Here is a 22,962-nt window from a genome sequence, read left to right as displayed (position 1 = left end):
TTTTTGACCGCTAATAAAGTGATACTATACCGAGCCCAATTTAAGTGGGTTCGTGTATTAAATAAATTTGCAATGACAAAGTGTATCAAGCTAAAAGCAAACTTATCACTGCTTTGTCATTTTTCTTTACTATTCGTTTGTACAAGCTTGTATTGTATAACAATAGCAAAGAGTCGACGTGTATTAAGTCAATACAGCTAATTAGTAGATCTAGGAAACTCCTCTGATGACGGAAAAAAAGAAGCGCGGATTATTATCGTGGCTTGGTTTTGGTGAAGAAGAACAAAGCCCAAAAACTCAGAATGAAGCGAACGTAGAAAGCGTTGAAGATCAAACTGAAGTTGAATCACAAGTTGAGGCTGAACAGGTCGCGCCTGAAGCTGAACAAGTTAAGCCAACTGAATCTGAGCAAGCGCTTGAAGAAGCTCAACAAGAGCAGCAACCTGTCGCAGCAGAAGCAGAAGCAGAAGCAGAAGCAGAAGCAGAAGCAGAAGCAGAAGCAGAACAGGAAGAAGTGGCAGTTCCTCAAGCTAAGGTTGAAGAAGTACAAGAGAAGCCGACAGAAAGCTTCTTTGCTCGTCTTAAGCGCAGCCTAAGCCGCACTAAAGCAAACATCGGTGCTGGTTTCTTTGGTCTGTTCAAAGGCAAGCAAATCGATGAAGACCTGTTTGAAGAGCTAGAAGAGCAACTTCTGATTGCTGACGTGGGTATGAATACCACGGTTAAGATCATTGAAAACCTGACAGAAAAAGCATCTCGCAATGACCTAAAAGACGGTGAAGCGCTTTATGGTCTGCTCAAAGAAGAGATGGCAGACATCTTAAGCCAAGTGGAACAGCCACTGGTTGTTGATACCACTAAAACACCTTACGTTATCTTAATGGTGGGTGTGAACGGTGTAGGTAAGACAACTACGATCGGTAAGCTGGCGAAACAATTCCAAAATGAAGGCAAGAAAGTGATGCTAGCAGCGGGTGATACCTTCCGTGCTGCAGCCGTTGAACAGCTTCAGGTTTGGGGTCAGCGTAACGATGTGCCAGTTATCGCTCAACACACTGGTGCGGACAGTGCGTCTGTTATCTACGATGCGATTGAAGCAGCGAAGGCTCGTGGTGTTGATGTTGTGATTGCTGATACAGCCGGTCGTTTGCAGAACAAGAGCAACTTGATGGAAGAGCTGCGTAAGATTGTTCGTGTAATGAAGAAGATTGATGACTCTGCACCGCACGAAATCATGTTAACGCTAGATGCAGGTACCGGTCAGAATGCTATCAGCCAAGCGAAGCTGTTCAGTGACGTGGCACCAGTAACGGGTATTACGCTCACTAAGCTAGATGGTACGGCGAAAGGCGGCGTGATTTTCTCAATTGCTGACCAGTTCCAGATTCCAATCCGCTACATTGGTGTGGGTGAAGGCATTGATGACCTGCGTCCATTTGAGTCTAAAGACTTTATTGAAGCACTATTTAGCCGCGAAGAGTAACGCGAGTAGCAAAGTGGTTTATCCTTAACCTGCTACCGTTTTAAATTTGATATGAGTGATCGTAAGAGGAATTTTCGGTGATCAAATTTCAGCAAGTGAGCAAAGCCTACCGAGGCGGACGACAAGCGCTCCAAAAAGTGGACTTTCACCTTAAACGTGGAGAGATGGCTTTTTTGGGTGGGCACTCTGGCGCTGGTAAAAGTACCTTGCTGAAGTTGATCTGCGCCATCGAGCGTCCAACTGATGGACGTGTCTGGTTCAACGATCACGATATCACTCGTATCCCAGCCAAAGACATTCCTTTCTTACGCCGTAATATTGGGATTGTTTTTCAAGACCATCGCCTGCTGATGGACCGTTCGATTTTCGATAACGTCGCTCTGCCTATGCGTATTGAATCTATTTCTGAAAACGAAATAAAACGCCGAGTCAGTGCTGCGTTGGATAAAACCGGTTTATTAGATAAAGCCCGTTGTTTGCCAAGCCAACTTTCTGGTGGTGAACAACAACGCGTGGGTATTGCTCGCGCCGTGGTTAACCGTCCAACTCTGCTTTTAGCCGATGAGCCTACCGGTAATCTAGACCCTGAATTATCTAACCGTGTGTTGCGATTATTTGAAGAATTCAACCGCGCAGGTGTGACGATCATCCTAGCGACGCATGATATCGGGTTAGTGAACACTCGCCCTCAGTACCGCCATCTTGAATTAAACCAAGGATTTTTGAGTGAGGTTGAAGACTATGGCCGCGAATAAGCGCATCAAAAAACCTCAATCTAATCGAGCAGCAAACCGCGCTTCAAGCGACGGCTTCTTTGTTGTTCACTGGAAACAAGCCAAGTCATCGTTCTCGCAAATGTGGCAGCGCCCGTTAGGCAACTTACTGACCCTTGCGGTGATCTCTATGGCGTTGGCGATGCCAGCTTGTTTGTACCTATTAGGTAAAAATGTAGGGGAAGTGGCGCAAGATGTCACTAGCCCGTCACAAATAAGTGCTTATGTAGAGGATGGTATTCCTGAGCCACGAGTAATGGTGCTTAAGGATGAAATCGAAAGTTGGGATCAAGTTGAGCTCGTGGTGTACATTTCTCCGCAGCAAGGGCTTGCAGACCTCAGCCAGTATTCTGGTTTTGAAGACGCCCTAACCATTCTCGACGATTATTCACTGCCAGGTGTGCTGGTGATTACGCCAAGCGTGCACAGCGATACCTTAATTAAAGAGCTGGCAGGCACAGTTAAACAACAAGAATTAGTGACCGATGTTCGCCTAGACGAAGATTGGTTAGCGCGATTAGATGCGATCAAAGCATTAGCGGCTGTCATCGTGATTACCTTAACGGTATTGATGCTGGGCGCGGTATTTCTGATTATCGGCAATACACTACGATTTAATGTGTTGGCGCATAAAGAAGAGATTCAAACCATGAAGCTGATTGGTGCGACCGACAGCTACATTCTTCGACCATACCTTTATGCTGGGATGTGGTTTGGCGTTTTAGGTTCGATTAGCGCTTGGGTAATGACGGCATTGATTACCGTATTGCTGAACAGCGCGGTGGATGACTTGGCTCAGCTATACGACAGCCACTTCCGTTTAATTGGCCTGAGTTGGGATGAATCTTTACTGCTTTTGATCGTCGGAACTCTGCTTGGTAGTGTGGCTGCAAAGCTTTCTGCACAGCGTCACCTAAAAGAAATTGAACCAGTTTAGGTGAATAGAGTCATATTTAGACGAAAAATAGGCACTTCTTAACCAGTTTTTGCCTTGTATAGACGAATTGATTATGCATAATTACTTCCCCCTCCTTGAAACCTGTTCATTTTAGGTTCAAGATTGTAGGGTTTTAATAGATGTATTACTCCAGATCAGAGATTGATGAGGAACCGAATGGCAAACCAAGCGTATCAAATGGCTTTAGTCACACAAGATAGTTTAGATAGCTATATCCGCTCAGCGAACAGCTACCCTATGCTGACTCCTGAAGAGGAACGTGGACTTGCAGAGCGATTACATTACAAAGGTGAGATCGACGCTGCGAAAGGCTTGATCCTTTCCCACCTAAGATTCGTGGTGCACGTTGCAAGAGGCTACTCTGGCTACGGGCTACCAATGGCTGATCTCGTCCAAGAAGGTAACATCGGCTTGATGAAGGCTGTTAAGCGCTTCAATCCAGAAGTTGGTGTTCGTCTCGTCTCGTTTGCTGTTCACTGGATCAAAGCTGAAATCCATGAATACGTTCTACGTAACTGGCGTATCGTTAAAATTGCGACCACTAAGGCACAGCGTAAACTGTTCTTTAACCTTCGTAAGTCTAAAAAGCGTTTGGGTTGGTTCAATAACGGTGAAGTTGAGACGGTTGCTCGTGAACTGGGTGTTGAGCCTTCAGAAGTTCGTGAGATGGAATCTCGCTTAGCAGCACAAGATGCGACGTTTGAAGCGCCTATGGACGATGACGATGGCGGTTCTGCTTACACTGCTCCAGTTTACTACCTAGAAGACAAGGCGTCAGACGTTGCTGAGACGGTTGAAGCGGCTAACTGGGAGTCACACACCAATAATCGCCTAGGGCTAGCACTAGCAAGCTTAGACGAGCGTAGCCAACACATTGTTCGCTCTCGTTGGTTAGACGACAACAAGGCAACCCTGCAAGACTTAGCGGATACCTACAGTATATCAGCTGAGCGTGTTCGCCAGTTAGAAAAGAATGCGATGAAGAAGTTGAAACAAGCCGTTGGTGATTTCTAATAGCATCTAGTTTCTATTAGCTTCTACTTTCTAGTAGAGCTAACAAATAGCTGAATTTTGAAAAGGCCGAGATCGAGAGATCTCGGCCTTTTTGTTTTGGATCGATTTCTCAACTTTTGCGATCGAAATTTGCAAAATGATTTTGTGGATAACTCTGTGAGAAGTTTATTCGTCAGCTATCTAAAAGCAGTGTGTAGTAAGGCTTTGACGGGGTTTTTCGAGTGGGGATATGTTTCAGTTAACCCACAGTTAGATCAGGATCATTACTACATGTTGTGGATCTATTTTTGAAAAGACACTTTATTCACGCAATTCACAGATTTATCCACAAATGGTGTAAAAGTGATCGCTGGTGGATAACCTTATTAAGTGGATGTGAATGTTAGCCTTGGGATAGGTTACAATGGCAGCAAAGTAAATCAGTATAAAAAGAGAAAGTCATGGACCAGTTTAAACATATCGATGTTAAAGGCGCTCAAGCCCTCATCGAACAAGGCGAAGCTCGACTTGTCGATATACGTGACCCGCAGTCTTTTGCGGTTGCCCACCCAAAAACAGCCTACCACCTGACTAACGATACGATGGTGTCATTCATGGATGAGGTTGAGTTCGAACAACCTATCTTAGTGATGTGCTACCACGGCATCAGTAGCCAAGGTGCGGCACAATATTTAGTGAACCAAGGCTTTGAAGAGGTATATAGTGTTGATGGTGGTTTCGAAGCTTGGCATCGTGCTGAACTTCCAGTGATCGCAGGTTAATGACTTTCATCACCTGAACCGCCTCAAGCATCCCTCATAGAATGAATAGGAAGTAACAATGATTAGATTGATGGTGTTAGACAATCCACGTCTTGCTCAAGCATTTATTGATTATATGGCCTCTCGTCAGATCCCTATTCAGATGTCTCCAGAGGGAGAAGGGCGTTTTGCTCTTTGGCTTCTTGATGGCCAATTTCAGGTTGAAACCGAAGCTGAGCTGAATCGTTTTCTGGCTGAGCCCAATCATAAGCGCTATCAAACTGCATCTTGGGACATGGCAGAGACCAGAAAGAGCAACTTCCATTACCACACGCCAAGCTTCATGGGCATGATCAAAGCCAAAGCAGGCCCAGTGACACTAAGCCTGATGTTGGTGTGTGTGGTGATTTTTGCGCTGCAACAGATCGGTTTTGGCCAAGCTATTTTCAATGCCCTACATTTCCCAGCGGTGGATGGACAGCAATGGCAGCTGTGGCGTTGGTTGAGTCATGCCGTTCTACATTTCTCTGTTATGCACATCGCATTTAATATTTTGTGGTGGTGGCAGCTAGGTGGAGACATTGAGAAGAAACTTGGCAGCCTCAAGCTACTTCAGATCTTTGCTGTCTCTTCTGCGCTTTCAGGTGCTGGGCAGTATTGGGTTGAAGGGGCGAACTTCGGTGGTTTGTCTGGTGTTGTGTATGCCTTGGTTGGTTACTTATGGGTGGTTGGTGCGAAGGCGCCACAACTTGGTTTAGGTATCCCAAGACAGATTGTCGGCTTTATGTTGGTGTGGTTGGTGCTTGGGTACATGCAGCCATTTATGGCTATCGCCAATACGGCGCATTTAGCTGGTCTAGCCGCTGGTGTGATTATTGGCTTTATCGATGCGATGAAAGCACCAAGCTCGGCAAGAAGCTAATTCATATCTTCTAATGAGTAGCCAAACGATAGAGACAAAAAAAGCGGCCAGATGAGCCGCTTTTTTATTGGGATTCGTTTTACATCATTACTGATAAAGGTATTTGGTAAACAGTAAGTCAGCAATCAGGGTTTTACCTGTCTCTGGAAGCAAAATCTTGTTGAGGTGTTCAACTAAGGATTTTCTTAAGTCTTCACGGCCAGATAGAGATTTAATGGTTTCTTCGTTTTGTTTGCCAAGCAATTCAATCACCGCATCGCGAATCAGTGGTTGGTGATGCTCAATAGCGGCCAAGTCGCTACTATTTGCCACCATGATGTCGAGGCGAACCTGAATGTAGCCCAGTTTTTTACCTTTAGTGTAAAAATTGGTGGTCAGGTCTGGCTCTAGCGTGAAGTAGGCGAGTTTAGCTGCCGACTCCTCTTCCGCGAAACTTGATGCTGAAAAGAGTAGGGTAATCGCAAGAAATATTTGGGCTACATAACGTTTGTGCATATTTGTGACTTTTCTTTAGTTTATTCGCGATATTCGAAACGCATTAGTCTTGTTACAATGAGCGGTCTAAATCTAAATACGTTTACAATTCGAAGAACGCTTTAATTTTGTTCGAAAGTTGAAGCTTTATTGTACGTGTAAAGTCACCTATTGAATACTAGTATGAATCAGCCAATATCGCTGTATCTTAATTCGTTAATGAATGTAGATTGGCAAAGTACAGAAACATTTGATTTTCCTAATGAAACCACCAAAGAGTGGCTGATGGAGCAAGGTTCTCTTTCCCGCAAGTTGGGGAAGTGCTGTCAGCACCTGTCTGTTGAGTTGCTTCATAATCAAGTTGTAGAACGCTCAATGCTGCAACAAGACGAGGAACATCTTTTATCATCGTTTGATTGCTTACTGCGTAAAGTGATTTTAAAGGGTGATGACGAACCGTGGGTGTTAGGTCGAACCTTGATTCCCCGAGTCACATTAGAAGATCATCAGCACTCAGACCTTTCTCAACAAGGTAATGTCCCGCTTGGATTGACCGTTTTTAGTGCTGAGAACGTGGAGCGAGATGCGCTGCAAGTTGGTTGGGTTATCGCAGGCGATGAGCGATTACTCGCGCGTCGTTCTCGATTATGGATGAACCATAAACCGATGCTTGTGGCAGAACTGTTTTTACCAACATCACCCATTTACTCTAAGGAGAGTGTGTAAATGCTTGCCACCAAAGCGAAGGCGTATTGGCAATTAACGCGAATGAATCGCCCGATTGGTACCCTATTACTCCTTTGGCCGACCTTGTGGTCACTGATTATCGCCGCACAAGGTATGCCTGATTTTGATGTCTTGGTTGTTTTTGTACTCGGCGTGGTGTTGATGCGTTCAGCTGGCTGTGTGATCAATGACTTTGCGGACCGTAAAGTAGATGGTCATGTTAAACGTACCAAGCAGCGTCCACTGCCGTCTGGTTTGGTTTCCAGTAAGGAAGCGATTCTGCTCTTTTTAGTGCTAGCCGTAGTTTCATTCTTGCTGGTACTCACCATGAATCCACTGACCATTAAGCTCTCATTTATTGGTGTGGGTCTGGCGTTCATTTACCCTTTCATGAAGCGTTTTACGCATCTTCCACAGTTGTTTCTTGGCTTAGCGTTTAGTTGGGCGATACCAATGGCTTGGGCGGCACAAACCAATGAACTGCCAAGCATTGTGTGGTTTGTCTTCGTGATTAACGCGTTGTGGACGATTGCTTACGACACGCAATATGCGATGGTTGACCGAGATGATGACTTGAAGATTGGTATTAAATCGACGGCTATTTTATTTGGTCGCTTCGATAAGCTTATCGTCGGCTCTTTGCAACTTGTTACTCTAGCGATGCTGATTGTGTTAGGTATGCACTACCAATTGGGTGATACTTTCTATTGGGCATTGTTAGCCGCAGGCAGCTTGTTTGTGTACCAACAACATTTGATGCGGCATCGTGACCGAGACTTATGTTTTCAAGCTTTTCTAAATAACAACTATGTTGGTATGGCCGTAACGGTCGGTTTGTTCGTTACCTTCTGGTAAGCATCAGTTTTTATCAAACGAATATTCAAGAAAAAGGCACCCAGTGGGTGCCTTTTTTGATCGCGTTGAATCTGCTATCAGAGCCCTGCTATATACAGGAATTACTCGACTTGGTGAATACTCTCTTGAATAGTCAGACGGACTTCTGGGTAAAGCATCGAGTAAAGAAGCTTAGCGAATTGCTGAGTCTTCTCTAAATCGCAGTTGCCGTCGTTATCTAGGTACTGTTGCTGCTTCAACGTTGCGAACATAGAAGCAAACACGCCTTTATCGAAGAACTCTGGTGCATTGATGCCTTGCAGACGACCAAGTCGCTGTGCAATGTCTTGGCTCTTCTGTTCAAGATCGGATTTATCCAGATCAGGGTTCTCTGCTAACAGGTTCAAAGCAATAGAGTAGCGTTGTAGCGTTTCTGAAATCGTACGACCTAACAGCATCAGTGCTTGGCTGTTTGATTGGTTGATGGTGACTTCATTATCAGAAACCACAAGCATACCTTGGTTAACCAGCTCTTCAATGATGTTAGAAACCACGCCTTCAAGCTTGTCTTCGTCGTAGCTTAGGAACAGCTCTTTCTTCAAGAACGGGTAGATAGCAGCAACGTTCTCTTGGATCGCGTCAATTGATAAACCGCGTTGACGAATAGTCATCTGTGCAATTAACGATGGCAGAGCAAACAAGTGAATGATGTTGTTTCGGTAGTAGGTCATCAGAATTGACTGGTGACGGTCTAGCGAAATGATGTCGCCCATTGAGTCTGATTCAATCAAGAACTTGTTCAGTGATTCAGCATGTTTTACTAAATCTTCAGCGCTGTCTTTTGGCACAGTGAACGTTGCCGAATATGGAACATTCTTAAGCAGAGACAGGTAGCAATTAATCTGAGAAACCAAAGAGTCACGAGACAATGCGCGCTGTCTTGAAGCCAATAGTGCCGTTGCACAAAGGGTCAGGGCATTGGTCGCTGCCGCATCGTTAATGTGCGTCATCATTTTGGTCGCCAAGTCATTAACCACCGGGTTCATCCATTGTGGTTTGCTAGTGCCCATTGGGTCGATGTCTTTGGTCCACTCAGGTGAGTGTTCATTCAGGTATTGGTTCAGTTGAATTGGCTCACCGAAGTTCACGTAGCCTTTACCAAAGTTACGCAGCTTACGAATGGTACGAATCACTAAGCTCGCGTTTTCTTTTTCTTTGCGCTTACCACGAAGTTCTTTTGCGTAAGTCGCCACTTCCATCACGTGCTCGTAGCCGATGTACACAGGAACCAAAGTCACCGGGCGATTCATGCCGCGCAGCATAGCCTGAATAGTCATCGCCAACATGCCGGTTTTAGCTTGCAGTAGACGACCCGTACGAGAGCGACCACCTTCACTGAAGTACTCAACTGAGTAACCTTTAGCGAACAATTCTGCCAGATATTCACGGAAAATAGTCGAGTACAGCTTGTTGCCTTTGAAGCTCCGACGAATAAAGAACGCACCACCATGACGAAAAATAGGACCGGCAGGGAAGAAGTTCAGATTGATACCCGCAGCGATATGCGGCGGCACCATGCCTTCGTGGTAAAGCACGTAAGAAAGCAGTAAGTAATCCATGTGACTACGATGACAAGGCACATAAACAATCTCGTGACCATCTTGAGCCAGCTTACGAACTGTTGAAGCGTTGCTGATATGCAGGCCTTGATACAACTTATTCCACAACCAACCAAGAATCTTCTCACCGCGTTTGATTAGCGAGTAAGAGAAGTTCGCAGCAATCTCGTCCATGATGTCTTGAGCTTCTTTGCTCGCTTTCTCGATCGAGATGTTTTTTGCTTGTGCTTCATCTTCAATCGCTTTCTTGATCGCTTCAGATTTTAGTAGGCGGTCAAACAGAGCTTGGCGACTGGGCAGGTTAGGACCTGATGCTGCAAGTTTTTGGCGAGAAAAGTGAATACGTGCCACGCGCGCCAGTTTGTGTGCGATGGTGTTGTCGGTGCCGTGTGAGTTAGCCATGTAACGCAGAGAAACCACAGGACTAAAGCGAACCAAGCAGTCACGACCTGCCAGTAATACCGCTTTTGATTTCTCTAAGCCGTTCATTGCTTGTAGGTAAGGTTTCTGGTTATTCTCTTTACCAGGCTTACGACCCCACAATACAGTGGCAGGGATAACTTGAACGTCGAGATCAGAGTCTTCAGCATGCAGTGAAAGCAGCTCAGAGAAGACTTCAATTGATGAGCTTGGTACATAATCATCGTCTTGCAGCAGAGTTTTGCGAGAAGAGATGAAAACGTAGCGTTGCAGTGATTTGCCGTTGATTTCAAGCTTGGTCAACGGATCAGGTAGGCCTAATTCAAGTGCATGTTTTTGCAATGTAAGAATGTCGACACTTGAGCGAAACGGTAAGGCGTATACAATCGGTTTGCTCAAATCAACGTTCAAATCCTCAACAGGGTTTGAAGGAATTGATGTGCCCTTTACCAATACGGATAAAGGTAGCTTCATTAATGAACGTGAAAAAGATTGTCCAGAAGACATATAGGTTCACTGCCTCAATAGTTATTTCAATGTGCTGAAGCGTATCTCTATTTCTCTGATAAAAAGGATAAATCCTATGAGTGAAATAGGGATAAGCCTAGGCGTAAATTTAATCGATGCAAGAATACCAGAAACTGGTCTAACCTTTTAATGGAAATAGTCATATTGCCGTTAAGTTTGTGGAAAATCATTCATCGACTGATTGAGTATAGGGTTAAAAATGACCAAAAAATCAAACACCGGATTCAAACGCATCATCAAAGCAGCAGGCTTTTCATGGCAAGGCATTACGAGTTCGTTTAAAAATGAGGCTGCATTTCGACAGGAAGTGTTCATGGCGGTCGTGCTTATTCCGTTGGCATTTTACCTAGATGTAAGCCAAGTTGAACGAATCTTAATGATCTCATCGGTGGTATTGGTGATGGTTGTCGAGCTAATCAATACCGCGATTGAAGCGGTTGTCGACCGAATCGGCAGTGAACATCATGAGCTTTCTGGGATGGCTAAAGATGTCGGTTCGGCAGCAGTTTTCATCTGTTTGGCACTCGCAGGTTATGTGTGGCTAGAGATCCTGTTTTTGTAATTTGCTAAAAATGAACTAAAAACAAGCAATTGCTTTGCTTTTGTTCAGTTACTGGATATACTCACAGTCAACTGTATAAAAAGACAGGTGAATCATGAAGCCGTTAACGCCCCGCCAGCAACAAGTCTTTGACCTTATCAAAGGTAAGATCGAAGATTCCGGTATGCCACCGACACGTGCAGAAATCGCGCGTGAACTAGGCTTCCGTTCTGCTAATGCTGCAGAAGAACATTTGAAAGCTCTTGCTCGTAAAGAAGCGATTGAGATTATCCCGGGTGCGTCTCGCGGTATTCGTATTTTGCTTGAAGATGCAGCAAACGAAGAGCAAGGTTTACCATTAATCGGTCAGGTTGCCGCTGGTGAGCCTATCTTGGCTCAAGAGCATGTAGAAATGCATTACCAAGTTGATCCAGGCATGTTTAAACCACAAGCTGACTTCTTACTTCGTGTAAATGGCGAAAGTATGAAAGACATCGGTATTATGGATGGTGATTTATTAGCTGTTCATAAAACACAAGATGTACGCGATGGTCAGGTTGTAGTGGCTCGTGTCGATGATGATGTAACGGTAAAACGCCTAGAACGTAAAGGTTCAACGGTTCTGTTACATGCTGAAAATGAAGAGTTTTCTCCAATCCATGTCGATCTAGAATCTCAACACTTGTCTATTGAAGGGCTTGCGGTTGGTATTATTCGCAACACCGACTGGATGTAGTCAGTACAAACAGCTTATTGATATTTATTCTCAATAACTTGTCATTGTAATTGATATTCATTATCATCTTCTTTGTCGAGATACAAGGAAGATGATGATGCCAAACCCAACCAAACCTCAAATGAAGCCGCTTACTCGTAAGCCGCGCTCCTCTGTTCAAAAGGCTTCTTCTGAACAAGGGTCTGCACATCAAGAATTCCAAGTTCCGACGAACCTCGTTCAGCATCTTTGGTTTCGTAGCCGTGAAAGCCTAGCTGATGATGGTCTCGTTTATGATCCTATCGCAGCTCAAGCCTGCAAGCGTTGCCAGCTCGCACCAGAATGTCTTACCGGTGAACTCGACCAACAGCAACTCCTTTACGCGACACTGACTCAACTTTGTGATTCTCAAGTTCAACAGTTTTTATCTCATAACCCAGATGCTTGGATTATTAACGTGGGAGCAGGGCTCGATACCCGTTTCTACCGTTTAGATAATGGCCGCTGTCATTGGGTTGAGTTAGATGTAACCGAGAATCTGCTTTGGCGACAACGCTTGTTCCACAAAAATGAACGCTATCGCTTAGAGTGTGGCTCTGTCGATGACCTAACTTGGTTGGATGAACTTAATATTCCAGAACAAGCCTCGGTGATGGTGGTGTGTGAACATGCTTTGCTGGATTGTAATGAACAACAGACCGCGAACTTCATTCAGTCTTTGAGCCGCTACTTTACTCATGCACATGCGTGTTTAGTCTTAGCTGGAGATAAAAGCTCAAGTACGTTGGGACAAAAGCTTGGTTCAGGAAAGTATGCTCATGGGTTGTCTTCACCAATAGACAGCGTTCTTAATTGGCTGCCATGGGCACAATGGGTAAAAGCGTTTTCTCCCCTAGACCAACAATGCAATCGTTGGAAATTGTGGCAGCGGCTTCTTTGTAAGATCTCTCAGGTCAAAAAGCGTTTAACGCCGCAGTTAGTGCTCGTTAAGTGGTAACCCTAGTGGTTCTGTATTTCGAGTAACTGAGTACATAGCCGGTATAAGTAAAATTCCACAACATAGTGAAAGCCCACCCACTAGGTTAAACTATCGCCTCTAATCTAAGAGGTGATCGTGAAGCTATTTAATCCCCAAACTATTTTTCAAACGCTATCCAATCAGGCGATGCACAAAAAAGTGCTGCTGCTCGCGATCCCGATGGTTCTCTCTAATATTACTGTTCCACTGCTGGGCTTAGTCGATGCGGCGGTTATCGGTCACCTCGAGCACTCTTGGTATTTAGGTGGTGTGGCGCTGGGCGGCACAATGATCAGCGTGACCTTTTGGTTGCTTGGTTTCCTGCGCATGTCGACAACAGGGCTAGCCGCACAATCTTATGGTGCGAATGATGGCAAGCAACTTGGTTTAGTCTTTGTGCAAGGCGTGACCATGGCCTTAGGGTTTGCTGGTGTCTTTTTGCTTTTACACAGTCTAGTCGCCGATTTAGTTTTCTCATTGAGTAGCGCCAGTGATCAAGTTAAGCACTATGGTCAGCAATATTTCTCAATCCGCGCTTGGAGTGCGCCTGCTGCGCTAACTAACTTTGTGATTCTAGGTTGGTTACTCGGGACTCAAAATGCCAAAGCGCCCATGTGGATGGTGATCATCACCAATATCACCAATATCGTTTTGGATATTGTTTTTGTTATCGGCTTAGGATGGCAAGTGGAAGGTGCAGCATTGGCATCTGTAATGGCTGATTATGCCGGTCTAACATTTGGCTTGATTTGTGTTTACCGAATCTGGGCGAAGAAGCAGTTACCATCGCCATGGGATCTGCTTAAGAAAACCAGCCAAGGTTTGAGTCGTTTCGTGAAATTGAATCGCGATATCTTTCTTCGTTCATTATGCCTACAAGCGACTTTCACTTTCATGACCTTCCAAGGTGCAAGCTTTGGCGATGATGTTGTTGCGGCCAATGCCGTGTTGATGAGTTTCTTGATGATCATCTCTTATGGGATGGATGGCTTTGCCTACGCAATGGAAGCGATGGTCGGTAAGGCGATAGGCGCGAAAGACAAAGATGAGCTGAACCAGTCATTGATTGGAACTTTCTTCTGGAGCTTCAATATTTGTTTGGTACTGACCATAGTGTTCGCACTCGTTGGCTCGAGCTTAATCAATATGATCACCACAATCCCAGACGTGAAGAGTCAAGCCGAGGTGTATTTACCGTGGTTAATCGCAATGCCATTGGTGTCTATGTGGTGCTTCTTGTTGGATGGTATTTTTGTTGGAGCAACTAAGGGCAAGGATATGCGCAATAGTATGTTTGTTGCGACCTGTAGTTTCTTCGCGATTTTCTATTTAGCATCAGGTTTAGAGAACCATGCACTGTGGTTAGCGATGCTGAGCTTTATGGCAATGCGCGGAATTGGTCTTGGTGTGTTGTTTGTTTCTCAGTGGAAGAAAGGGGAGTTTCTCGCTTAGCTCTGAGGGCTCTGTTTGTGGAGAGTAAATGAGGCTGTACAGGTAAAGGGGTATTTAGAACATCATGATCTAATTACTATCAATGCCTTAATATTCAGTGTTTTAAATAAAAACAGCAAGCGCGTGGCTTGCTGTTTATGTATTTGGCCTATGGGTGGTCAAATACTCCTATTGGTTCTTTATCTAGAATAAACGGTTAAGCCCGTTGAGTGCTGCAACACGATAAGCTTCCGCCATCGTTGGATAGTTAAAGGTTGTATTCACAAAGTACTCGATGGTATTTGCTTCACCTTTCTGTTCCATGATCGCTTGTCCGATATGGATGATTTCAGCGGCACGCTCACCAAACACGTGGATACCTAAAATCTCTTTGGTTTCGCGATGGAACAGAATCTTCAAGCTACCAATGTCTTTACCCGCAATTTGAGCACGAGCTAGGTGTTTGAATGAAGAACGTCCTACTTCATACGGTACTTTAGCTGCGGTAAGTTCTTGCTCGGTTTTACCAACAGAACTGATTTCCGGGATGGTGTAGATGCCGGTTGGAATGTCTTCGATAAGGTGGCGTTCAGCTTCACCTTTCACAATTGCTTGAGCCACAAATCGACCTTGGTCATAAGCCGCGCTTGCTAGGCTAGGGTAGCCAATCACATCACCGACAGCGTAAACATGGTCAACATTGGTTTGGTAATTGGTATTTACTGAGACTTGCCCACGCGAGTCCGCTTCTAAGCCAACAGCACCAAGGTTCAGTTTATCGGTATTACCCGTTCGGCCATTGGCATACAGTAGGCAATCAGCGCGCATCTTTTTACCTGACTCTAGGTGAATGATCACGCCATCATCAGTGCCTTCAATTTTCTCAAAGGTTTCATCGTTGCGAATCACGACACCGCTGTTCCAGAAGTGATAAGAAAGTGCATCTGAGGTTTCATTGTCTAGGAATGACAACAGACGGTCACGAGTATTGATAAGATCGGTTTTTACACCCAAACCGCGGAAAATCGACGCGTATTCACAACCAATAACGCCAGCACCATAGATGATGATGTGTTGCGGGTCGTGTTTAAGAGAAAGAATCGAGTCACTGTCGTAGATACGTTCATGCAGGAAGTCGACGTTATCTGGTTGGTAAGGGCGAGAGCCTGTCGCGATAACAAATTTGTCTGCACTGTAATGTTCTTCAGTGCCATCGCTTTGCATTACCGAGACAGTGTTGGTATCGATAAAACGTGCAGTACCAAAGACCAACGTGCACTGGTTGCGGTCGTAGAAGCCTTGGCGTAATCGAGTCTGCTTGTCGATGACTGATTTAGCATGCCCCAAGATGTTAGAGAACGTTGAGTGAATGCTTTTGTTGTTCTGACAAAACAGCGGATTGCTGTTGAATTCGATAATACGACTAACAGCGTGACGCAGTGCTTTTGACGGAATGGTTCCCCAGTGAGTACAACCACCACCAACGCTGCTTTCTTTCTCAATGATTGCAACGTTCAACCCGGCTTTGGTTAATCCCATCGCTGCCCCTTCTCCTCCGGGGCCACTACCAATTACGATTACATCAAAGTGGTTGGAGTGTGGCATAGCTATCTTCCTTGTTATATTTGATTAACATTGCTTTAGCGAGATTTTAACCGATTCTGTTCTCGGGTACATGAAAAGGGCATCAGAGAGTCGGTGGGATCACGCAGTGTTATCGAAAAAATAATATTTGGTATGTCGTATGTCTCCAAATGACAGCGTGGATATTGAAATTTTTTCTTCGAACGTATTTACTTCGGTACGTGAACAAAGAGGTATGTTTAGTGTCTTATATAACCAGAGTGCCTTATATAAATAAGTGATTCGCGTTATATTGAATAGAGTATTAGACATGCCTGTTTAGGCTGTAAAAGAAGAAATTGATAAAGTATGAAACCAATGGGCATTCGCGCACAGCAAAAAGAAAAAACTCGTCGCAGCTTAATCGATGCAGCATTTAGCCAACTCAGCGCCGATCGTAGTTTTTCCAATCTAAGCTTGAGAGAAGTCGCTCGTGAGGCTGGAATAGCACCGACTTCCTTTTATCGTCACTTCAAAGACATGGATGAGCTTGGCTTAACCATGGTTGATGAAGGTGGCTTACTGCTGCGCCAGTTAATGCGTCAAGCTAGGCAACGCATAGTAAAAGAAGGCAGTGTGATTCGTACATCGGTTGAAACCTTTATGGAATTCATTGAAAGCAGCCCTAACGTATTCAGACTGTTATTGCGAGAGCGCTCAGGAACTTCATTTGAGTTTCGTGCAGCGGTAGCTCGTGAGATACAGCACTTCTCTGCTGAGTTAACCGAATATTTGATAACGACTGGCATGACACGAGACGAAGCTTTTACTCAAGCTGAAGCCTCCGTTATCTTGGTCTTCAACTCAGGGGCAGAAGCATTAGATTTAGATCGACGTCAGCGAGATGAACTGGCTGAACGCTTGATCATGCAATTGCGAATGATGGCCAAAGGGGCTTTTTGGTATCGTAAAGAACGTGAACGTAACCGATTAAAAGGCGGGATTGAATAATGTCGAATGAAAATAATACTGTAAACCGTGGTTCAGAAAGAAAGACACTCGTACTTGCTGTTATTGCCGGTGTGTGTGGTGATGCTCTGTTATCTTGGGTAACAATGAGCGAAGTGGGCTTCTCTATTTTCCCACTGATTGCTTTAGTCTTGGCTGTACAAGCACTTTACCAAGAGTACCTAACTAACCCAGTATCTGAAGATATCCCACTAGTAGGTTTGGCTTGTTTCTTTGTAGGTGCATTTGGCCACTCGGCTTTTGTGAAGGCACAACACCCTGATGCTGGCTCAAACTTCTTTGCGATTATTGTCGCGATGTTGCTTCTTGCATGGGTAGGTAAGAAACTCGGCTTTATCGGCAAAACTGCTTAAGCTGATTTAGAAATTAAAAAAACGAGCCAATGGGCTCGTTTTTTTGTATCTGCTGTTTGGCTTAGACCTGAAAGCGATACTTACGCTTTACGCTCTAGGAATACGCCAGCTTCCATGTGGTGCGTGTAAGGGAACTGGTCAAACAGAGCAAAACGAGTGATGTCGTGCGTTTCGCTTAGGATGTCTAGGTTCTCTTTCAATGTTTCAGGGTTACAAGAGATGTACATGATACGCTCGTAGCCTTGAACCATCTTACAAGTATCAACATCCATACCTGAACGCGGTGGATCAACAAAGATAGTGTTGCAGTTGTAGCTCTTTAGATCGATGTTTGCTTGCTGTAGGCGGCGGAATTCACGCTTACCTTCCATTGCTACGGTAAAATCTTCCGCAGACATACGAATGATCTGAACATTATCAATCTTGTTCGCCGCAATGTTGTATTGAGCAGATTCTACAGATGGCTTCGCTAGCTCTGTTGCAAGTACACGCTCAAAGTTTTGTGCCAGAGCTAATGAGAAGTTACCGTTACCACAGTAAAGCTCAAGTAAGTCGCCTTTGCTGTCTTGAGTACAGTCGACAGCCCATTCCAACATTTTCTCTGCTACTTTGCCGTTTGGTTGAGTAAAGCTGTTCTCTACTTGCTGGTATATATAGCTATCACCATTCACATCTAGCTTTTCAATGACGTAGTCGCGATCCAGTACGATTTTCATCTTACGCGCACGGCCAATCAGGTTTAGGTTAAAGCCTTCATCATTTAATTGCTGCTTAAGCGCTTTAGCATCTTGAATCCACTGTTCACCTAATTGACGGTGGTAAAGAAGTGACACCAAAATCTCACCGCTTAACGTAGAAAGGAAGTCTACTTGGAATAGCTTGTGGCGTAGAGAGTGGTTGCTCTTCATTGCATCCGTTAATAGAGGCATTAGATCGTTGATAAGACGACTAGCCGCAGGAAACTGGTCTACGCGGTATTTTTCTTTGGTCTCTTGATTGAACATGACGTAATACATATCGTCACCTTCATGCCACACGCGGAATTCAGCACGCATGCGGTAGTGTTGTTCTGGAGATTCATACACTTCCAGCTCAGGCACATTGTATTGTGAGAACATTTCAGTAAGACGTTCAGTCTTTTCTGCGAGCTGTTCTTGGTAGCGTTGCGGGTTTACATCTAAATTCGCCATTGTTATGCCTTTTGCTGTCGTGCTTTTAAATCAAGAGCGCAGATTTTATTCAATCACAGGCGCTTGTCCAGTGTTGAGAGCTATTCAATGTAAATCGACCTTGAAAACTATAGCTTATAACTATCTTAGACTAGACAAATGATTCATAGGTTAATACTATCTCCGACAAGCTGGTGCCATTTGGATGTATAGATGGCTGAAGAGGGAATCTGGTGTGAATCCAGAACTGACGCGCAGCGGTAAAAGAGAACGAGTATTCATAAGACACTGCAAATAGCTTTTTGTGGGAAGTCGAATATTAGGTAACCATAAGGGTTGTGCTCTTGAGTCCGAATACCTGCCAGCGGCTAAGCCACACAATGTGGTTTGGTAGGACTTTACGCGATTTAGGATCACAACATGAAGAAATCCCTTTTAGCGGTTGCTGTAGCATCGCTGCTTTCACCTATCTCCAATTTACACGCCCAAGAAGCATCTGCCGACGAAACCATGGTGGTTACGGCTAACCGTTTTGAGCAAAGCACGGAAAGTGTTGTCGCTCAAGTTGAAGTAGTAACACGCCAAGATATCGATCGAATTCAAGCTAAGTCTCTAACAGATGTGTTTAGACGATTGACGGGTATTCAGGTTTCACAAAATGGAGGCCGAGGACAGCAAGCTTCGATCTTTGTTCGTGGTGCTAACTCTGATCAAGTGCTTGTTCTCATTGATGGTATTCGTTTTGCGCGAGCTGCAAAGGGTGGTGTCGATTTTAGCCAGTTACCAATTACATTCGTTGACCGAGTGGAATACGTTCGAGGAGCTCGTGCCGCTATGTATGGCTCAGAAGCTATCGGCGGTGTTATCAACATTATTACTGTTGCAAACTCTGACAATGAAAAAACGGCAGTTAGTGTAGGTTTAGGAAGCTTAGATTACCAAGAGCTGAGCTTTGTTAGTGGTACTAAGGTCGGTGAAAATGGTCACTTGAACGTATCTGTTGGTTACGATTCCGATGAGGGATACAACGTTCATCCATTACCAGGTGTTAATGATGGTGATCGCCATGGTTTTGAATCACGCAATGCTCTAATTGGTTATGTTCATAATTTTGATCAGCAATGGAGTGGCTTCGCGAATTTCCGTATGTTTGAAACCATTTCTCAGTACGATGGTTCATTTGGTACAGACCATTCTTACAAAGAAGCTGAAGTTCAAAATTCGACCTTTGCTACTGGTGTTAAATATAGTGGCAGTGAACTTAAGTCTGATTTCTTAGTTAACTATCAGAATCAAGATAACTGGAACTACGAACAGTCTTTAGGCAAGAACTCAGCGTCAGCAACATCTGATGAGCTTGAACAGCTAAATGTTCAATGGGTGAATTCATACAAACTAACGTCGTCACTGACTCTTAGTGGTGGTGTAGATTGGCGTGATGAGGCTTATATTGTTAAGCCTTCGAATACTGAATACGACAGAACGAATGTTGCGTACTTCGCTGCATTAAACGCAGATGCGGATAAAGTGTTCGGAGAACTGAGTCTTCGTGTTGATGACAATGAGCAGTTTGGTACAGAAACTACTTACAACACAGGGTTAGGCTATCGTTATGCTGAGTGGCTTGTTGTAAAAGCAGCTTATGGCACATCCTTCAAAGCACCTAACTTGTATCAACTATATAGCTACTACGGTAATGCACAGTTAGAAGCTGAAAAGGCAGATTCATTTGAACTGACTTTTGGTGGCTTAATCAAGGATGTTGATTGGTCGATTACTGGCTATGACACGAACGTCGAAGACTTAATTGATTACAACTACGCGACAAGTAAGTACTACAATACTGATGGCGAAAGCCAACTACGTGGTGTGGAAATGGTCGTAGGATTTGATACTAGCTTTATTAATCATCAAGTGAGCGCTAACTTTCAAGACCCCGAAGATCAATCTGGTGAGCAGTTAGTTCGCCGCGCAAAGAAGATTTATAAGTATAACGCGGTAGCTAGTTTCGATGATGTTGATCTGTCATTGGGGTACCAATACGTAGGAGCACGACCAGATTTCTCTGAAGAGTTGGTTGCATACAGTTTGTTTGATGTTTCAGTTAACTACTATGCAAATGAAAATCTTACTTTAAATGGTCGAGTCGAGAACCTTACTGATGAAGAGTACGAGACAGCTGGTGGATACCCATCTCCAGAGCGTACATATTACGTAAATGCTACTTACCAATTCTAATTTTCACCTAAACCGCCTTCGGGCGGTTTTTTCTTATTGGGTATATCAATGAAAAAGAAAGTCGTCATAAGTTGGTCGTCAGGCAAAGACTCTACATTAACCCTAGAACGTCTACTTGAAAGCACCGAGTATGAAGTTGTTGCTCTCTATACTACGTATGTTGGAGATGAGGTCCCTTTCCAAGTCACACCAATCGAGGTTGTCGGAATGCAGGCTACATTGATCGGTTTGCCTCTAATAACTATTGAGCTGCCGGAGGTGTTCCCAAGTAACGAGATCTATCAAAGTACGATTGTTACGGCGCTTAAAGGATCGGGTTTATCTATTGATGCCGTGGCATTCGGCGATATGTTTTGCAATGGTATTGCTGATTACCGAAGAAGTTATATAGAACCTGCGGGCTGGGAGTGTGTATTTCCTCTACTAGGAGAGAGTAGCCAAACTCTGGCTCAAGAAATCATAAATAGAGGAATCGAAACCTTTCTCGTCACAGTTGATAGCGATGCATTAGACATGAGCTATTGCGGGAAAGAATACACGCCTGAACTAATAGACAGTTTGCCAAGTCACGTCGACCCATGTGGAGAAGATGGTGAGTTCCATACCTTAGTAACGTCAGCGCCATGCTTTAAAGGTAAGCTCAAGATAGAGCTAGAAAATGTAGAGCAGGGTGAGCGCTTTGGGCATCAACGCTACCGAGCTTGCATTATATAGAGTGATGATTGGCGAAAACTAAGTGAAGGGGTATCATTGCTGCGGAACTTCTTACAGGTAATGGTTGTGTCGAAAAGCATACAAAAAAACATATTGGTCTTTGATTCTGGAGTTGGCGGCCTCTCTGTATATAAAGAGATAAGCCAGTTACTACCAAATCACAACTATATCTATGTATTCGATAACGAGGCTTACCCATATGGTGAGCTCGATCAGCAAGTCCTCATTCAGCGAGTCCAAAGTATCGTCGCCAGTTTTGTTGCGAGTCACGCTATTGATATTGTGGTGATAGCTTGTAATACGGCCAGTACGATAGTCCTGCCTGCACTTCGCGCTAATAACCTTATCCCTATTGTCGGTGTTGTCCCGGCAATCAAACCTGCCTCGTTACTGGCTAATAAAGCGGTTGGACTTATTGCAACCCCTGCGACGATTACTCGTGAATACACACACGAGCTCATCAAAAACTTCTCGAGTAATAAAAGAGTAGAGCTGTTGGGTTCTACTCGACTAGTGGATATGGCCGAAGATAAACTCAGAGGTGAGGAAATTAGCCTTGAAGAGTTACAGAAAATCCTTCAACCGATGATCAACACGATTGATGTGGCTGTTTTAGGATGTACTCATTTCCCACTTATCAAATCTGAGATTCAACAAGTACTAGGTGAAAGTGTAGTGCTGATAGATTCTGGTAAAGCAATAGCGAAGCGAGTTCAAGATTTGTTGGGTTTGGAAAGCATTAATAAAGAAGTGGGAGTGCGTGAGGTTTTTTGTAGTGCACTTCCTAAAAAAGAAAGTGCACTAAATAGTATGTTAAAGCAGTTAGGGTTTAGCTCAGTTCAGATTCGTCCGTTTCAGGATGTTTAGGATCATTTGCAACACGTACTTTTAAAGTGCGTTGCATGTAATCTTTATCGTTAAGTGCAGAGATTGCATGATTCACATCATTACTTGCCATAACAACAAATCCAAAGCCTCTTCTTTTACCAGTACGTTTGTCTTTCATTAAACGTACTGCAAATACTTCACCATGCTCTGAGAATAATTCACGTACATGTGATTCGTTCGCTTTGTATGGAAGGTTACCCACATAAAGTGTTTTGGTTGAAGCCTTAGGTTCTGGATCTGATTTTGAGTCGGTGCTTGAAAAGTTAACAACAAAAGCGGAAGCCAAGACACCAAGGATAAAGGTAATTGCAGGCGATATATCTACCTGAGAGAAAACAATGCCGCCTAATACAGCCAGTGCGACAATTAACAACATCGATTTTTTTGAGTTCATATCGGAATACTACATATTAATAAACGAAATAGACGCATCTACTATTAACAAAATAGACACATGAATCTTACGTTCATGGCTTCCATTTTTCCAATGTATTGCTGTGATACGTCTCAAATGTTTAGTTTTTATTCGAAAAATGCGGATCTGGTGGCTTTTTAGGCGAACAAAACTTTTATTTCAAAAAGCCCTTGTGCTCCATCTCAATCTCTCTATAATGCCGCCTCACCGACACGGAGTGAGACGAAAGTCACACAGCGAAATCGGTAGAGAAAAAGAGTTTGAAAATAACCCTTGACTCTTAAAGTGGTGCAGGTATAGTACGCACCCCTAGCGACTGAGATGTGAATCACAAAACGCTAGCGCTCTTTAACAATTTAAACCTATCAATCTGTGTGGGCACTCGTTGATGAATATC

General features: G+C 44.1%; 22 protein-coding genes and 1 riboswitch. Of the genes, 17 read left to right on the top strand and 5 right to left on the bottom strand.

Features of this window, described 5'->3' with window-relative positions; genetic code table 11:
* Positions 1–226: 226 nt before the first annotated feature.
* From ftsY to glpG, 6 genes are all read left to right on the top strand, one after another.
* Entirely contained in the window at positions 227–1,483 is a 1,257-nt protein-coding gene (gene ftsY / locus AB6D93_RS20440; RefSeq protein WP_372159188.1) for a signal recognition particle-docking protein FtsY, read from the top strand.
* 77 nt (positions 1,484–1,560) lie between these two features.
* Entirely contained in the window at positions 1,561–2,238 is a 678-nt protein-coding gene (ftsE, locus tag AB6D93_RS20435; RefSeq protein ID WP_004736585.1) for a cell division ATP-binding protein FtsE, read from the top strand.
* Entirely contained in the window at positions 2,225–3,193 is a 969-nt protein-coding gene (gene ftsX / locus AB6D93_RS20430; protein ID WP_102332800.1) for a permease-like cell division protein FtsX, read from the top strand. The genes ftsE and ftsX overlap by 14 nt, the downstream gene beginning before the upstream one ends.
* A 177-nt stretch (positions 3,194–3,370) precedes the next feature.
* The gene (gene rpoH, locus AB6D93_RS20425) at positions 3,371–4,228 is read left to right on the top strand and encodes an RNA polymerase sigma factor RpoH (RefSeq protein ID WP_017055518.1); all 858 of its coding nucleotides are present in this window, start codon (positions 3,371–3,373) and stop codon (positions 4,226–4,228) included.
* Between the two features lie 440 nt (positions 4,229–4,668).
* The gene (glpE, locus tag AB6D93_RS20420) at positions 4,669–4,989 is read left to right on the top strand and encodes a thiosulfate sulfurtransferase GlpE (RefSeq protein WP_017061039.1); all 321 of its coding nucleotides are present in this window, start codon (positions 4,669–4,671) and stop codon (positions 4,987–4,989) included.
* A 58-nt stretch (positions 4,990–5,047) separates the two neighbouring features.
* On the top strand, positions 5,048–5,890 hold the full coding sequence (glpG, locus tag AB6D93_RS20415; RefSeq protein ID WP_102332801.1) for a rhomboid family intramembrane serine protease GlpG: 843 nt from the start codon (positions 5,048–5,050) through the stop codon (positions 5,888–5,890).
* An 87-nt stretch (positions 5,891–5,977) separates the two neighbouring features.
* On the opposite strand, the gene AB6D93_RS20410 is transcribed toward glpG, so the two are convergent.
* Positions 5,978–6,385, bottom strand: a complete 408-nt coding sequence (locus AB6D93_RS20410) for a flagellar basal body-associated protein FliL (RefSeq protein ID WP_017063771.1) — start codon at positions 6,383–6,385, stop codon at positions 5,978–5,980.
* 162 nt (positions 6,386–6,547) lie between these two features.
* On the opposite strand from AB6D93_RS20410, the gene AB6D93_RS20405 reads away from it, so the two are divergent.
* Together AB6D93_RS20405 and ubiA are read left to right on the top strand one after the other, a co-directional pair.
* On the top strand, positions 6,548–7,090 hold the full coding sequence (locus AB6D93_RS20405) for a chorismate lyase (RefSeq protein WP_164091128.1): 543 nt from the start codon (positions 6,548–6,550) through the stop codon (positions 7,088–7,090).
* Positions 7,091–7,945, top strand: a complete 855-nt coding sequence (gene ubiA, locus AB6D93_RS20400) for a 4-hydroxybenzoate octaprenyltransferase (RefSeq protein WP_102332802.1) — start codon at positions 7,091–7,093, stop codon at positions 7,943–7,945.
* Between the two features lie 101 nt (positions 7,946–8,046).
* Here ubiA and plsB read toward each other — a convergent pair whose 3' ends face one another.
* Positions 8,047–10,470 carry a glycerol-3-phosphate 1-O-acyltransferase PlsB gene (gene plsB, locus AB6D93_RS20395; RefSeq protein ID WP_102332803.1) on the bottom strand — a complete coding sequence of 808 codons (2,424 nt, stop codon included), beginning with the start codon at positions 10,468–10,470 and terminating at the stop codon, positions 8,047–8,049.
* Positions 10,471–10,690: 220 nt separating this feature from the next.
* Between plsB and AB6D93_RS20390 the strand changes: the two genes are divergently transcribed.
* The 4 genes from AB6D93_RS20390 to dinF all read left to right on the top strand — a co-directional run bounded on the left by AB6D93_RS20390 (position 10,691) and on the right by dinF (position 14,217).
* Positions 10,691–11,053, top strand: coding sequence for a diacylglycerol kinase (locus AB6D93_RS20390; RefSeq protein ID WP_017061045.1), 363 nt, complete (start codon positions 10,691–10,693; stop codon positions 11,051–11,053).
* Between the two features lie 94 nt (positions 11,054–11,147).
* On the top strand, positions 11,148–11,768 hold the full coding sequence (gene lexA / locus AB6D93_RS20385; protein WP_019820514.1) for a transcriptional repressor LexA: 621 nt from the start codon (positions 11,148–11,150) through the stop codon (positions 11,766–11,768).
* Between the two features lie 97 nt (positions 11,769–11,865).
* Positions 11,866–12,744: a class I SAM-dependent methyltransferase gene (locus tag AB6D93_RS20380; protein ID WP_017070281.1), complete on the top strand. Its 879-nt coding sequence runs from the start codon at positions 11,866–11,868 to the stop codon at positions 12,742–12,744.
* A gap of 117 nt (positions 12,745–12,861) precedes the next feature.
* Positions 12,862–14,217 (top strand): MATE family efflux transporter DinF, encoded by a 1,356-nt coding sequence (gene dinF / locus AB6D93_RS20375; protein ID WP_017061047.1) that lies wholly within the window; start codon positions 12,862–12,864, stop codon positions 14,215–14,217.
* 183 nt (positions 14,218–14,400) lie between these two features.
* Here dinF and sthA read toward each other — a convergent pair whose 3' ends face one another.
* Positions 14,401–15,801 carry a Si-specific NAD(P)(+) transhydrogenase gene (sthA, locus tag AB6D93_RS20370; protein WP_017061048.1) on the bottom strand — a complete coding sequence of 467 codons (1,401 nt, stop codon included), beginning with the start codon at positions 15,799–15,801 and terminating at the stop codon, positions 14,401–14,403.
* A gap of 327 nt (positions 15,802–16,128) precedes the next feature.
* Between sthA and fabR the strand changes: the two genes are divergently transcribed.
* Both fabR and AB6D93_RS20360 read left to right on the top strand, forming a co-directional pair.
* Complete coding sequence (fabR, locus tag AB6D93_RS20365; RefSeq protein WP_010438693.1) at positions 16,129–16,770, top strand: HTH-type transcriptional repressor FabR; 642 nt, start codon at positions 16,129–16,131, stop codon at positions 16,768–16,770.
* Positions 16,770–17,141, top strand: a complete 372-nt coding sequence (locus AB6D93_RS20360; protein ID WP_017061049.1) for a YijD family membrane protein — start codon at positions 16,770–16,772, stop codon at positions 17,139–17,141. Before fabR ends, AB6D93_RS20360 begins: the two co-directional genes overlap by 1 nt.
* An 80-nt stretch (positions 17,142–17,221) precedes the next feature.
* Here AB6D93_RS20360 and trmA read toward each other — a convergent pair whose 3' ends face one another.
* Positions 17,222–18,331 carry a tRNA (uridine(54)-C5)-methyltransferase TrmA gene (trmA, locus tag AB6D93_RS20355; protein ID WP_102332804.1) on the bottom strand — a complete coding sequence of 370 codons (1,110 nt, stop codon included), beginning with the start codon at positions 18,329–18,331 and terminating at the stop codon, positions 17,222–17,224.
* A 154-nt stretch (positions 18,332–18,485) separates the two neighbouring features.
* A riboswitch (cobalamin riboswitch) is annotated at positions 18,486–18,691 on the top strand.
* A gap of 39 nt (positions 18,692–18,730) precedes the next feature.
* Between trmA and btuB the strand changes: the two genes are divergently transcribed.
* The 3 genes from btuB to murI are packed head-to-tail and all read left to right on the top strand — an operon-like array spanning position 18,731 to position 22,129.
* The gene (btuB, locus tag AB6D93_RS20350) at positions 18,731–20,548 is read left to right on the top strand and encodes a TonB-dependent vitamin B12 receptor (protein ID WP_102332805.1); all 1,818 of its coding nucleotides are present in this window, start codon (positions 18,731–18,733) and stop codon (positions 20,546–20,548) included.
* Between the two features lie 48 nt (positions 20,549–20,596).
* The gene (locus AB6D93_RS20345; protein WP_102332806.1) at positions 20,597–21,262 is read left to right on the top strand and encodes an ATPase; all 666 of its coding nucleotides are present in this window, start codon (positions 20,597–20,599) and stop codon (positions 21,260–21,262) included.
* Positions 21,263–21,322: 60 nt separating this feature from the next.
* On the top strand, positions 21,323–22,129 hold the full coding sequence (gene murI, locus AB6D93_RS20340; RefSeq protein WP_102332807.1) for a glutamate racemase: 807 nt from the start codon (positions 21,323–21,325) through the stop codon (positions 22,127–22,129).
* On the opposite strand, the gene AB6D93_RS20335 is transcribed toward murI, so the two are convergent.
* Positions 22,092–22,544, bottom strand: a complete 453-nt coding sequence (locus tag AB6D93_RS20335) for an RNA-binding protein (RefSeq protein WP_102332808.1) — start codon at positions 22,542–22,544, stop codon at positions 22,092–22,094. The two genes, murI and AB6D93_RS20335, sit on opposite strands and share 38 nt — an antisense overlap.
* Positions 22,545–22,962: the final 418 nt, after the last annotated feature.

This window comes from Vibrio sp. 10N.247.310.23 (genome assembly GCF_041467155.1).
GTDB lineage: Bacteria > Pseudomonadota > Gammaproteobacteria > Enterobacterales > Vibrionaceae > Vibrio > Vibrio crassostreae_C.
The sequence above is the reverse complement of the archived record's forward strand: the minus strand, read 5'-3'. Positions and strand labels throughout refer to the sequence as shown.